The organism is Microbacterium paraoxydans (assembly GCF_019056515.1).
In the GTDB taxonomy this organism is placed as follows: domain Bacteria; phylum Actinomycetota; class Actinomycetes; order Actinomycetales; family Microbacteriaceae; genus Microbacterium.
This window is the reverse complement of the sequence record NZ_CP064873.1, coordinates 771,829-785,123: the sequence shown is the minus strand read 5'-3', so window position 1 is coordinate 785,123 and position 13,295 is coordinate 771,829. Positions and strand designations below refer to the sequence as shown.

The window sequence follows — 13,295 nt, the reverse complement described above, 5'->3', positions numbered from 1 at the left end:
CTCACACCTCAGTTGTAGGTACCGGGGGTGATGTCGTCCGTCGAGAACGCGTCGAAGTCGACGTAGCCGAAGTCGCCGTCCGCGTACGCGCCGTCGGATGCGAAGATCCGGTTCGGGTAGCGCTCACTCTTGGCTTCCTCGGTGGCCTCGACCGTGACGTCGCGGTACTTCGAGAGACCGGTTCCGGCGGGGATGAGCTTTCCGATGATGACGTTCTCCTTGAGACCGACCAGCGGGTCGCGCTTGCCCTCCATGGCGGCCTGCGTGAGCACGCGGGTCGTCTCCTGGAAGGACGCAGCGGACAGCCACGACTCGGTCGCGAGCGACGCCTTCGTGATACCCATCAGCTCCGGGCGACCGGACGCGGGGCGCTTGCCCTCGGCCACGGCCTCGCGGTTGATCTGCTGGTAGCGCTTCAGGTCGACCATCTCACCCGGCAGCAGGGTCGTGTCGGCGTGGTCGACGACGGTGACCTTGCGGAGCATCTGGCGGACGATGACCTCGATGTGCTTGTCGTGGATCGGCACACCCTGCGAGCGGTAGACGCCCTGGACACCGCCGACGAGGTACTTCTGCACCTCGCGGGCACCCATGACGCGCATGACCTCCTTGGGGTCGAGCGTGCCGACCTGCAGGGGCTGACCGACCGAGACGTGCTGGCCGTCCTCGACGAGGAGGGTGGCACGCTTCAGCACCGGGTAGACGACGGGCTCGTCGCCGTTGTCGGGCGTGAGGATGACCTTCTTGGCCTTCTCGGTCTCGTCGATCGTGATGCGGCCGTCGGCCTCCGCGATCGGCGATGCACCCTTGGGGGTACGCGCCTCGAACAGCTCCTGCACACGGGGCAGACCCTGCGTGATGTCATCCGCCGACGCCGAACCACCGGTGTGGAAGGTACGCATCGTCAGCTGGGTACCGGGCTCACCGATCGACTGGGCCGCGATGATGCCGACGGCCTCGCCGATGTCGACGGTCTTGCCGGTCGCGAGCGAACGGCCGTAGCACTGCGCGCACACGCCGACGGCGGAGTCGCAGGTCAGGACCGAGCGGACCTTGATGGTCTCGACGCCCGCGGCGACCAGCTTGTCGATGAGCACGTCGCCCACGTCGTCGCCGGCCGCGGCCAGGACCTCGCCCGACGCGTTCACCACGTCGGAGGCCAGCGTGCGGGCGAACACCGAGTTCTCGACGTTCGCGTCGCGCACCAGCTCACCCTGCGAGTTCGGAGCGGCGATCGGGAGCTCGAGGCCCTTCGACGTGCCGCAGTCCTCTTCGCGGATGATGACGTCCTGCGAGACGTCCACCAGACGACGGGTCAGGTAACCCGAGTCGGCGGTACGCAGAGCGGTGTCGGCCAGACCCTTACGGGTACCGTGCGTCGCGATGAAGTACTCCGCCACCGACAGACCCTCGCGGTACGAGGAGATGATCGGACGCGGGATGATCTCACCCTTGGGGTTGTTCACCAGACCACGCATACCGGCGATGTTCCGGATCTGCAGCCAGTTACCACGAGCGCCAGAGGACACCATGCGGTTGATGGTGTTGTCCTCCGGGAAGTGCGCCTTCATCGCGGCCTGCACCTCGTCGGTCGCCTCGGTCCAGATCTTGATGAGCTCCTGACGACGCTCGGCGTCGGTCGTGAGGCCCTTCTCGTACTGGGACTGGACCTTCGCGGCCTGCTTCTCGTAGCCCGCGACGATCTCCGCCTTGTTCGGCGGGGTGAGGATGTCGCTCAGCGCGACGGTCACACCCGAACGGGTCGCCCAGTAGAAACCGGCATCCTTGATGCGGTCCAGCGTGGCGGCCGTCTCGACCTTGGGGTACTCCTCGGCCAGCTTGTTGACGATCTGCGACAGCTTGCCCTTGTCGGCCTGCTCGCGGACGAAGGGGTAGCCCTTCGGCAGCGCGTCGTTGAAGATCGCCTGACCCAGCGACGCGTCGACCAGGCCGTGCTTCTCGTAGCCCTCGGGAGCCTCGCCCTCGAGGAAGGCCAGACCCGGGATGCGGATGCGGACCTTCGCCTGCAGGTCGAGCGTGCCCTCGTCGTACGCGAGCTGTGCCTCGCCGACGGAGCCGAACGCACGACCCTCGCCCTTGGCGCCGGCCTTGACCGTCGTCAGGTGGTGCAGACCGATGATCATGTCCTGCGAGGGCAGGGTGACCGGACGGCCGTCCGACGGCTTCAGGATGTTGTTCGACGCGAGCATGAGCACGCGGGCCTCGGCCTGAGCCTCGACCGACAGCGGCAGGTGGACAGCCATCTGGTCACCGTCGAAGTCGGCGTTGAACGCCGCGCAGACGAGCGGGTGCAGCTGGATGGCCTTGCCCTCGACGAGCTGCGGCTCGAACGCCTGGATGCCGAGACGGTGCAGGGTGGGTGCACGGTTCAGCAGCACCGGACGCTCGCGGATGATCTCCTCGAGCACGTCCCAGACCTCGGGACGGGTGCGCTCGACGGCGCGCTTGGCAGCCTTGATGTTCTGCGAGTGACCGAGGTCGATCAGGCGCTTGATGACGAACGGCTTGAAGAGCTCGAGCGCCATCTGCTTGGGCAGACCGCACTGGTGCAGCTTGAGCTGCGGGCCGACGACGATGACCGAACGGCCCGAGTAGTCGACACGCTTGCCGAGCAGGTTCTGGCGGAAGCGCCCCTGCTTTCCCTTGAGCATGTCGCTCAGGGACTTCAGGGCGCGGTTGCCGGTACCCGTGACGGGGCGACCGCGGCGGCCGTTGTCGAACAGCGCGTCGACGGCCTCCTGCAGCATCCGCTTCTCGTTGTTGACGATGATCTCGGGGGCACCGAGGTCGATCAGGCGACGGAGACGGTTGTTGCGGTTGATCACGCGGCGGTACAGGTCGTTCAGGTCGGAGGTCGCGAAGCGGCCACCGTCGAGCTGGACCATCGGACGCAGCTCCGGCGGGATCACCGGGACGACGTCGAGCACCATCGCGGCCGGGCTCATGCCGGTCTCGAGGAACGAGTTGACGACCTTGAGGCGCTTGATCGCACGGATCTTGCGCTGGCCCTTGCCCTCCGAGATCTGCAGGTGCAGGCTCTCGGCCTCGGCGGCCAGGTCGAACGCGGCCAGGCGACGCTGGATCGCCTCGGCACCCATGTAGGCCTCGAAGTACTGGCCGAAGCGGTCCTGCAGCTCGTGGAAGACGTCGTCCTCCGGGCGCAGGGCACCGACCTCGAGCGTGCGGAAGTCCTCCCACACGCGCTCCAGCTTCAGGATCGCCTCGTCGGCACCCTTGCGGATGAGCGACATCTCCTTCTCGGCGGCGTCCTTGACCTTCTTCTTGGCGTCGGCCTTGGCACCCTCGGCCTCGAGGGCCGCGAGCTCCTCCTCCAGCTTCGCCAGGCGCTCCGCGATCTTCGCGTCGCGGCGGTCGCCGAGCGTCTTCAGCTCGAGACGGATGTTGTTCTCCTGGGTACCCAGGTCGCGGTGACGGGCCTCCTCGTCGACCGAGATGACCATGTACGCGGCGAAGTAGATGACCTTCTCGAGGTCCTTCGGCGCCATGTCCAGCAGGTAGCCGAGGCGCGAGGGCACGCCCTTGAAGTACCAGATGTGGGTGACGGGAGCGGCGAGCTCGATGTGACCCATGCGCTCACGACGGACGGAGCTCTTGGTGACCTCCACGCCGCAGCGCTCGCAGACGATGCCCTTGAAGCGGACGCGCTTGTACTTGCCGCAGGCGCACTCCCAGTCACGGGACGGGCCGAAGATCTGCTCTCCGAAGAGACCGTCCTTCTCCGGCTTGAGGGTGCGGTAGTTGATGGTTTCGGGCTTCTTGACCTCGCCGTAGGACCACGCGCGGATGTGGTCTGCGGTCGCCAGGCCGATGCGAAGCTCATCGAAGGTTGTGGACTCGAGCACTAGTTCTCCTGTGTCGGAAATTCTTTTTGAGAAGTCTGCTTCGGTGGGCCCGGGACGTGTGTCCCGGGCCTACCGAAGGATTAGATCTCGTCGATCGAGGCGGCCTCGAAGCGGCTGGAGATGTTGATACCGAGTTCCTCTGCGGCGCGGAACGCCTCGTCGTCGGTGTCGCGGAGGTTGACCAGCGTGCCGTCGGCCGAGAGGACCTCGACGTTCAGGCAGAGCGACTGCATCTCCTTCATGAGCACCTTGAACGACTCGGGGATGCCGGGCTCCTGGATGTTCTCGCCCTTGACGATGGCCTCGTACACCTTGACGCGGCCGAGGATGTCGTCGGACTTGATCGTGAGGAGCTCCTGGAGGGCGTACGCCGCACCGTAGGCCTCGAGGGCCCACACCTCCATCTCACCGAAGCGCTGTCCACCGAACTGCGCCTTACCACCGAGCGGCTGCTGGGTGATCATCGAGTACGGACCGGTGGAGCGGGCGTGGATCTTGTCGTCCACCAGGTGGTGGAGCTTCAGGATGTACATGTAGCCCACGGAGATCGGCGCCGGGAACGGCTCGCCGGAGCGGCCGTCGAACAGCTGCGTCTTGCCGCTCGAGTCGATCAGGCGGAGGCCGTCACGGGTCGGGAGCGTCGAGTCGAGCAGACCGGAGATCTCCTCCTCGCTGGCACCGTCGAACACCGGGGTGGCGACCTTGGTGCCGGGCGCGGCCTCGAACGCCTGCTGCGGCAGCTTGGCGGCCCACTCCGGGGTGCCCTCGACCTTCCAGCCCTGCTTCGCGATCCACCCGAGGTGGGTCTCGAGGACCTGGCCGAAGTTCATTCGACCCGGGATGCCGAGCGGGTTGAGGACGATGTCCACCGGGGTGCCGTCCGCGAGGAACGGCATGTCCTCGACGGGCAGGATCTTCGCGATGACACCCTTGTTGCCGTGGCGGCCGGCGAGCTTGTCGCCCTCGGTGATCTTGCGCTTCTGGGCGATGTAGACCACGACGCGGCGGTTGACGCCGGAGCCGAGCTCGTCGTCGCCGTCCTCGGCGTTGAACTCCTTGACCGCGATGATCGTGCCCTGCTCACCGTGGGGCACCTTCAGCGACGTGTCGCGGACCTCGCGGCTCTTCTCGTTGAAGATCGCGCGGAGCAGACGCTCCTCGGCCGACAGCTCGGTCTCACCCTTCGGCGTGACCTTGCCGACGAGGATGTCGCCGGGGCGGACCTCGGCGCCGATGCGGATGATGCCGCGCTCGTCGAGGTCCTTCAGCAGCTCCGGGCTGACGTTGGGGAGGTCACGGGTGATCTCCTCCTTGCCGAGCTTGGTGTCGCGGGCGTCGACCTCGTACTCCTCGATGTGGATCGACGAGAGGGTGTCGTCCTTCACCAGGTCCTGGCTCAGGATGATGGCGTCCTCGAAGTTGTAGCCCTCCCACGTCATGAACGCGACGAGGAGGTTCTTCCCGAGGGCCAGCTCGCCGTTCTCGGTGGCGGGGCCATCGGCGATGACCTCTCCGACCTCGACGCGCTCACCGGCCGAGACGACGACCTTCTGGTTGTAGGAGGTGCCCTGGTTCGAGCGGTCGAACTTGCGCAGGTGGTACTCCTGCGTGCCGCCCTCGTCGAGCATGACGACGACGCGGTCCGCGGAGACCTCGGAGACGACACCGGCCTTCTCGGCGGTGATCACGTCACCGGCGTCGATGGCCGTGTAGCCCTCCATACCGGTTCCGACGAGCGGCGAGTCGCTGCGGAGCAGCGGCACGGCCTGACGCTGCATGTTGGCGCCCATGAGCGCGCGCTGCGCGTCGTCGTGCTCGAGGAAGGGCACGAGCGAGGTCGCGACCGACACCATCTGGCGCGGCGAGACGTCGATGTAGCCGATCTCCTCCGGGAGGAACAGGTCGACCTCACCGCTGCCGCCCTTGGGGCGCGCGAGCACGTGGCTCTCGCGGAAGCGACCCTTCGCGTCGAGCGGCGCGTTGGCCTGCGCGATGTTGAAGTCGACCTCCTCGGAGGCGGTCAGGTAGTCGATCTGGTCGGTCACGACACCGTCGACGACCTTGCGGTACGGGGTCTCGATGAAGCCGAACGAGTTGATGCGCGCGAAGGTCGCGAGCGCACCGATCAGACCGATGTTCGGGCCTTCCGGCGTCTCGATCGGGCACATGCGGCCGTAGTGCGAGGGGTGGACGTCGCGGACCTCGACGCCGGCGCGGTCACGGCTCAGACCACCGGGGCCGAGAGCCGACAGACGGCGCTTGTTGGTCAGACCCGCGAGCGGGTTGTTCTGGTCCATGAACTGCGACAGCTGCGAGGTTCCGAAGAACTCCTTGATCGCGGCGACGACGGGGCGCACGTTGATCAGGGTCTGCGGCGTGATGGCCTCGATGTCCTGCGTGGTCATGCGCTCGCGGACGACGCGCTCCATACGGGACAGACCCGTGCGGACCTGGTTCTGGATGAGCTCGCCGACCGCGCGGATGCGACGGTTGCCGAAGTTGTCGATGTCGTCGGTCGCGAGGCGGATCTCGGTCTTCTTGCCGCCGCGGATGCCCTCGAAGGTCTCCTCGGTGCCCGCGTGCAGACGCACGAGGTACTTGATCGTGGCGACGATGTCCTGCACCGTCAGCACCGACTCCGTCAGCGGGGTGTCGAGACCCAGCTTGTGGTTGATCTTGTACCGGCCGACCTTGGCGAGGTCGTAGCGCTTCGGGTTGAAGTAGAAGTTGTCGAGCAGCGCGCGGGCGGCCTCGGCGGCCACCTGCTCGCCCGGACGCAGCTTGCGGTAGATGTCGCGCAGCGCGTCTTCCTTGGTGACGATCGTGTCCTTCGCGAGCGTCTCCTCGATGGAGGTGTAGCCGGCGAACTCCTCGAGGATCTCCTCGCTGGTCATGCCCAGCGCCTTGAGGAAGACCGTCACGGACTGCTTGCGCTTGCGGTCGACGCGGACGCCGACCTGGTCGCGCTTGTCGATCTCGAACTCGAGCCAGGCACCGCGGCTCGGGATGACGCGCGCCGAGACGATGTCCTTGTCACTCGTCTTGTCGGGGGTCTTGTCGAAGTAGACACCCGGCGAGCGCACGAGCTGCGAGACGACGACGCGCTCGGAGCCGTTGATGATGAACGTGCCCTTGTCGGTCTGGAGCGGGAAGTCGCCCATGAAGACCGTCTGGGTCTTGATCTCACCCGTGAGGTGGTTCATGAACTCGGCCTCGACGTAGAGCGGGGCCGCGTAGGTCTTGCCACGCTCCTTGCACTCCTCGATGGAGTACTTCTCGGGCTCGAGGTACGGGTTCGTGAACGACAGCTGCATCGTCTCGCCGAGGTCCTCGATCGGGGAGATCTCCTCGAAGATCTCGCCCAGACCGCTGTTCTCGTTCACGTCGGTGCGACCGGCGGCCTTGGCCTCGGCCACGCGCGCCTTCCAGGCGTCGTTGCCGACCAGCCAACCGAAGGACTCGGTCTGCAGGGCGAGAAGGTCGGGGACCGTCAGCGTGTCGGAGATCTTGGCGAACGAGAGACGGGAAGCTCCGCGTCCGTTCTTGGTGGTGGTGGATGTGGATGCGTTGGGAGCAGCAGCCAAGGGAATAACCTCCGTGAGCCCCGCAGGGCTTCTCGATTCCTTTGTCGTCAGGTGGAGTGCGCTCAGAAGCTCACGAGATGCCGACCACCATATGAGGGCAGGGAGAAGCGAGCGCAACTACCAACTATAGACGCGATCTCGCGACATGGCAAGCGCAATCCTTGACCAATCTTCGATGCTGCGGTAATGGGACCGCCGAGACCCCGCCTGCGCGCCGAAACCCCGCCCTCGCCGCGGAGGCAGGGCGGGGTTTGGGCGCGAAACCGGGGTCTCGGGTCAGGAGGCGATGTTGAGCTCGTTGCCGGGGATCGAGGCGAGGAGGCGGCGCGTGTAGGGGTCGCGGGGATTCGTGAAGATCTCCTCCGACGACGCGGCCTCCACGAGCTTCCCGTCCTTCATCACGCACACGTAGTCGCTGATGAGACGCACCACCGCGAGGTCGTGCGAGATGAACAGGTAGCTCAGCCCGTACTCGCGCTGGAGGTCGCCCAGCAGCCGCAGGATCTGGTCCTGCACGAGCACGTCGAGCGCCGACACGGGCTCGTCGCACACGATGAGGTCCGGCGAGAGGGCCAGCGCTCGCGCGATCGCCACACGCTGACGCTGGCCACCGGACAGCTCGGACGGGTAGCGCCGCAGCATCGACTGCGGCAGCGCGACGTCGTCCAGGAGCTGTCGCGCGCGCTTGCGCCGGTCGGCCCCGCTCCCCCGCTTGTAGAACTCCAGCGGCTCCGCGATCAGGCGCTCGATCGTGAACATGGGGTTCAGGCTGGAGTAGGGATCCTGGAAGATCGGCTGCACCCGCTGCCGGAAGTCCTTCGTCTCCGCACGGCTCAGCGTCGAGATGTCCTTGCCCTCGTAGCGGATGAGGCCGCTCGTGGGCTCGATGACCTTGAGCAGCATGCGCGCGGTCGTGGTCTTACCCGATCCGGACTCCCCCACGATCGCGACGGTCTCCCCGCGCGGGATCGCGAGCGAGACGTCGTCGACGGCGACGAAGTCCTCGTGCTTGCCGCGCACGGGGTACACCTTCGTGAGGTTCTCGATTTCGACGATGTTGCCCTTCGACGAGCTCAGGGACCCGCCCTTCGACGAGCTCAGGGACCCAGACTCACTATGGGTCGCTGAGCCTGTCGAAGCGCCCTCCTGGGTCGCTGAGCCTGTCGAAGCGTCCCAGACGAAGGCCTCCGGACGGAGCCGGGCCACCGCCACCGACGGCGCCGCCTTCACGAGCGACTGGGTGTACGGGTGCTGCGGGTCCTCGAGGATCCGCCGCGCCGGCCCTTGCTCGACGACCTTGCCGCGGTGCATCACGATCACGCGCTCGGCCCGCTCCGCGGCGAGCCCGAGGTCGTGCGTGATGAGGAGCACGGCCGTGCCCAGCTCCCGCGTCATCTCGCCGATCTGGTCGAGGATGGTCTGCTGCACCGTCACGTCCAGGGCACTGGTGGGCTCGTCCGCGATGAGCAGCCGCGGCTTGCACGCCAGCCCGATGGCGATGAGCGCCCGCTGGCGCATGCCGCCGGAGAACTCGTGCGGGTACTGCTTGGCCCGCCGCTCCGGATCGGGCAGACCGGCGGCGGTCAGCGCCTCGACGACCTTGGACTGCACGTTCTGCCGGGTGGCGAGGCCGTGGGCGAGCAGCGTCTCGGCGACCTGGGTGCCGATCTTCGCGACCGGGTTGAGGTTGGACATCGGGTCCTGCGGCACAAGGCCGATGTCCCGTCCGCGGATCGATCGCAGCTCGCTCTCGGAGGCGTGCGAGATGTCCCGCCCGTCGAGCTTGATGCTGCCGGCGGCCACCTTCCCCCCGCCCGCGAGCAGCCCGATGATCGCCATCGCGGTGGTCGACTTGCCGGAACCGGACTCGCCGACGATCGCCACGGTCTCCCCCGGACGGATCTCGAGGTCGACGCCCTCGACGGCGTGCACGACGCCGTCCATGGTGGCGAAGTCCACCGCCAGGCCCTCGACCGACAGCAGGGGCTGGTCCGCCATGCCGTTCTCCTTCGCGGCGCGCACGGCGCCCTCGTCGCGGATGTTCATCGTGCCCTCGTCCTCGGGTCCATGGCCTCGCGCAGCGCCTCACCGAGCAGGGTGAAGCCGAGCGCGGTGACGGCGATGCAGATGCCGGGGAGGAACGCCAGCCACGGGGCGATCGCCAGCTCCGCCTGCGCGTACGTGAGCATGCGACCCCACTCGGCCGTCGCGGGGCCGCCGCCGCCGAGACCGAGGAACGACAGCGCCGCCGCATCGATCACGGCGGTCGCGAGGGTCAGGGTGCCCTGCACGATCACGGGCCCGATCGCGTTCGGGAGGACGTGCGACATCGTGATCCGGCCGCGGCCGAGGCCGAGCGTCTGCGCCGAGAGCACGTAGTCGCTGGAGCGCTGCTGGAGCATGGACGCCCGCAGCAGGCGCGCGAAGATCGGCACCTGGGAGGCCCCGATGGCGATCATCACGGCGTACGGCGTCTGTCCGAGGATCGCGGCGATCGACACCGCCAGCAGGAGGTTCGGCACCGAGAGGATGATGTCGACGACGCGCATGATGACGGTGTCGACCCAGCCTCCGAACGTGCCGGCGAGGAGTCCGAGGATCATGCCGCCGACGAGACCCATCGCAGTGGAGACGACGCCGATCAGCAGCGACGCCTGAGCGCCCCAGATGAGCTTGGACAGCACGTCGCCGCCGAACCGGTCCAGACCGAGGGGGAACTGCGGCAGCTCCCCCGGGCCGGGGATGTGCGTCGGCGTGATCTCCTTCGCCCCGGGGAGCGCGGTCTCGGGGTACGGAGCGAGGACCGGCGCGAGCACCGCGACGAGGAGGAAGAGGAGCACGATGACGGCGCCGATCCACGCCGTCGGATTGCGGCGGAGCCGGCGGAACACGTCGCGCCAGAACCCGCCGCCGCTCTCCTTGAGGTCGGCCTGGGCGATGGCGACGGTGTCGATGCTGCCGCCGCTCTCGGCGGACGGCCCCTGTGCGGGTGGGAGGGCGATGCTCATGCGAGCGCCTCCTTTCGGATGAGGGAGGAGGACATCACTGCACCCTCACTCTCGGATCGATGAGGCTGTACGACACGTCCACGGCCAGGTTGATGAGGGCGTAGGCGATCGCGATGAAGATGATGAACCCCTGCAGCACCGGGAAGTCGCGCGTGAAGATGGCGCGCGCGAGGAACGATCCGATGCCGGGGAAGGCGAACACGGTCTCGGTGAGCACCGCCCCCGAGATGAGGAGTCCGGTCTGCAGGCCGATCGTCGTGATGACGGGGAGCATGGCGTTGCGGAGGATGAACCGGCTGCGCAGCGTGCCGGAGCCCACGCCCTTCGCCCGCCCCGTCCGCACGTAGTCGGCGTTCTGCACCTCCAGCACGCTCGCCCTGGTGATGCGGACGATGATCGCGAGCGGGATGGTGCCGAGCGCGAGCGCCGGGAGGATCAGATGGAGGATCGCATCCCACGCGGCGTCGAACTCCCCCGTGATGATGCCGTCCCAGACGTAGAAGCCGGTGGGATGGGTGGCATCGATGCGGGGGTCCTGCCGGCCGTCCGAGGGCAGCCAGCCCAGCTGCACGGCGAAGACGTACTTGAGGATGAAGGCCAGGAAGAAGACCGGGATCGTGATCCCGATGAGGCTCAGCACGACCGACGCGTGGTCGGTGAACTTGCCGTGGCGGCGGGCCGCCCAGTACCCGAGCGGGATGCCGACGCCCACCGCGAAGATGAGCGCCGCGACGCTCAGCTCGATCGTCGCGGGGAAGCGGCGGAGGAACTCCTCCGTGACCGGCCGGTTGGTCTGGATGGACGTGCCGAAGTCGCCCTGCAGCAGGCGCGTGACCCAGATGAAGTACTGCTCGATGAGGGGCTTGTTGAAGCCGTAGAGCTCGTTGACCCTGGCGATGGCCTCGGGGGTGGCCTTCTCGCCGAGGAGAGCGACCGCGGGGCCGCCGGGGAGGGCCCTGACCCAGGCGAACAGCAGGATGCTGAGCCCGAACAGGGTGGGGATGAGGAACAGCAGTCGCCTGCCGATGGTGCGCAGCACAGAGTTCTCCGTCGATCAGAAGGTACGCCGTGCCCCGGTCCCGCGAGGCGGAACCGGGGCTCGGCATATCAAATGGTCAGGCCTACTTCGTGAGTACGATGTCCGTGAAGACCTCGTCGTTCACCGGGCTGGCGGGGTAGCTCTCGACGCGCGGGTCGAAGGCGAGCGTCGGCGCCGGGTGCGCGAGCGGGACGCCGGGGATGAACTCCGCGACCATCTCGTTGATGTCCTCGTAGAGCGCCGTCTGGTCGTCGAGGTTGGAGACCCCGCGCGCCTCGGTCAGCGCCTGGAAGAGCTCCGGGTTGTCGAAGCCCCACTCCGAGCTCTGCTGGCCGAAGAACACACCGACGAAGTTGTCGGTGTCGTTGTAGTCGCCGGTCCAGCCGAGCAGGTGGATGCCGTGGTCGGAAGTGCCGGTGGTGCGGTCGAGGTACTCGACCCACTCCTCGGAGACCGGAGTGGTCTCCACGCCGACCTCCGAGAGCTGCGAGGACAGGACGGTGTAGATCTGCTCGGGGTCCGGCATGTACGGACGCGAGACGTTGACCGGGTAGTTGAAGTCCAGCGACAGCGGGTTCGCCTCGTCGTAGCCGGCCTCCGCGAGCAGCTCCTTGGCCTTCTCCGGGTCGTAGTCGTAGGTCGTGACCTCGTCGTTGTAGCCGTTGACCACCGGCGGGACGAACTGCGTCGCCTTCTCGGTACCCTCCGGGAGGACCTGGCTGATCAGGGCGTCCTTGTCGATCGCGTAGGACAGCGCCTCGCGCACCTTCGGGTCCTGCAGCTCCGGGATCGCCTGGTTGAAGGCGAGGTAGAGGATCGTGAACGGGGGACGCGACACCATGGTGAAGTCGTCCTCCTCCAGGGCCTTCGTGTCGGCGGGGCCCACGAGGTCGTAACCGTCGATGGAGCCCGACTCGAGCGCCTGGCGACGCGCCGTCGGGTCGTCGATGGTGCGGAAGATGATCTCGTCGATCTGTCCGGCCTCGCCCCAGTAGTCGTCGTAGGCCTTGAGCGTGACCTGCTCGCCCGGAGCCCACTCCTCGAACTGGTAGGGGCCCGTGCCGACCGGGTGGCCCATGGCGTACTCGGACAGCTGCGGGGCCTCGGCGGTGCCGCCGACCTCGTCCGCGCCGAACTCCTGCATCGCCGAGGGGCTCTGCATGCCGAAGGCCGGGAGCGACAGCGAGGCGATGAAGCCGGCGAACGGCTTGTTCAGCTCGATCGTGACGGAGTTCTCGCCGTCGGGCGTGCAGGACTTGTAGACCGCGTCCTCCGGGTTGGAGGCGTAGCCCTTGAAGAGCTTGTTGTAGTAGTACCCGAAGGCCTCGGAGGCGGCGAGACCGGTCCAGTTGTACCAGCGGTCGAAGTTGGCGCAGACGGCCTCGGCGTTGAACGGCGTGCCGTCCTGGAAGGTCACGCCCTCCTTCAGCGCGAAGGTGTGGGACATGCCGTCCTCGGACGACTCCCACGACTCCGCCAGCAGCGGCGCCGGGTCGGCCGTGCCGGGCTCCGTGCCCACCAGACCCTCGAAGATCTGGCGGGAGACGCGGAAAGTCTCGCCGTCCTGCGCGAACGCCGGGTCGAGGCTCGCGGGATCCGACGAGGCGGCGAAGACGAAGGTGCCGTCGACGTCACCCGATCCTTCCGACCCGTTGTCCCCGCGCTCGCTGGCGACGCATCCGGCGAGTGCGAGAGCGGCGATGGTCGCTCCGGTGACGGCGGCGAGTCCTCGCCGAGGCATGGCTGACTGGTGCATGTGTGTATGACCTTCCCTGTCGGG

6 protein-coding genes are annotated in these 13,295 nt (G+C 67.4%); all 6 read right to left on the bottom strand.

Annotated elements, in window-relative coordinates; translation table 11 throughout:
• Positions 1-8 precede the first annotated feature (8 nt).
• Entirely contained in the window at positions 9-3,884 is a 3,876-nt protein-coding gene (gene rpoC / locus IZR02_RS03645; protein WP_025104410.1) for a DNA-directed RNA polymerase subunit beta', read from the bottom strand.
• 80 nt (positions 3,885-3,964) lie between these two features.
• Positions 3,965-7,468 carry a DNA-directed RNA polymerase subunit beta gene (gene rpoB, locus IZR02_RS03640; protein WP_025104411.1) on the bottom strand — a complete coding sequence of 1,168 codons (3,504 nt, stop codon included), beginning with the start codon at positions 7,466-7,468 and terminating at the stop codon, positions 3,965-3,967.
• Positions 7,469-7,744: 276 nt separating this feature from the next.
• Positions 7,745-9,514, bottom strand: coding sequence for an ABC transporter ATP-binding protein (locus IZR02_RS03635; protein WP_217316567.1), 1,770 nt, complete (start codon positions 9,512-9,514; stop codon positions 7,745-7,747).
• On the bottom strand, positions 9,511-10,476 hold the full coding sequence (locus IZR02_RS03630; RefSeq protein WP_025104413.1) for an ABC transporter permease: 966 nt from the start codon (positions 10,474-10,476) through the stop codon (positions 9,511-9,513). Before IZR02_RS03630 ends, IZR02_RS03635 begins: the two co-directional genes overlap by 4 nt.
• 34 nt (positions 10,477-10,510) lie before the next feature.
• Positions 10,511-11,515 (bottom strand): ABC transporter permease, encoded by a 1,005-nt coding sequence (locus IZR02_RS03625; RefSeq protein WP_025104414.1) that lies wholly within the window; start codon positions 11,513-11,515, stop codon positions 10,511-10,513.
• A gap of 82 nt (positions 11,516-11,597) precedes the next feature.
• Positions 11,598-13,271, bottom strand: coding sequence for an ABC transporter substrate-binding protein (locus IZR02_RS03620; protein WP_025104415.1), 1,674 nt, complete (start codon positions 13,269-13,271; stop codon positions 11,598-11,600).
• Positions 13,272-13,295: the final 24 nt, after the last annotated feature.

Coding starts and splice junctions, on each gene's coding strand:
- IZR02_RS03620 (WP_025104415.1), bottom strand. CDS start 13,271: ATGCACCAGTCAGCCATGCCTCGGCGAGGACTCGCCGCCGTCACCGGA.
- IZR02_RS03635 (WP_217316567.1), bottom strand. CDS start 9,514: ATGAACATCCGCGACGAGGGCGCCGTGCGCGCCGCGAAGGAGAACGGC.
- IZR02_RS03630 (WP_025104413.1), bottom strand. CDS start 10,476: ATGAGCATCGCCCTCCCACCCGCACAGGGGCCGTCCGCCGAGAGCGGC.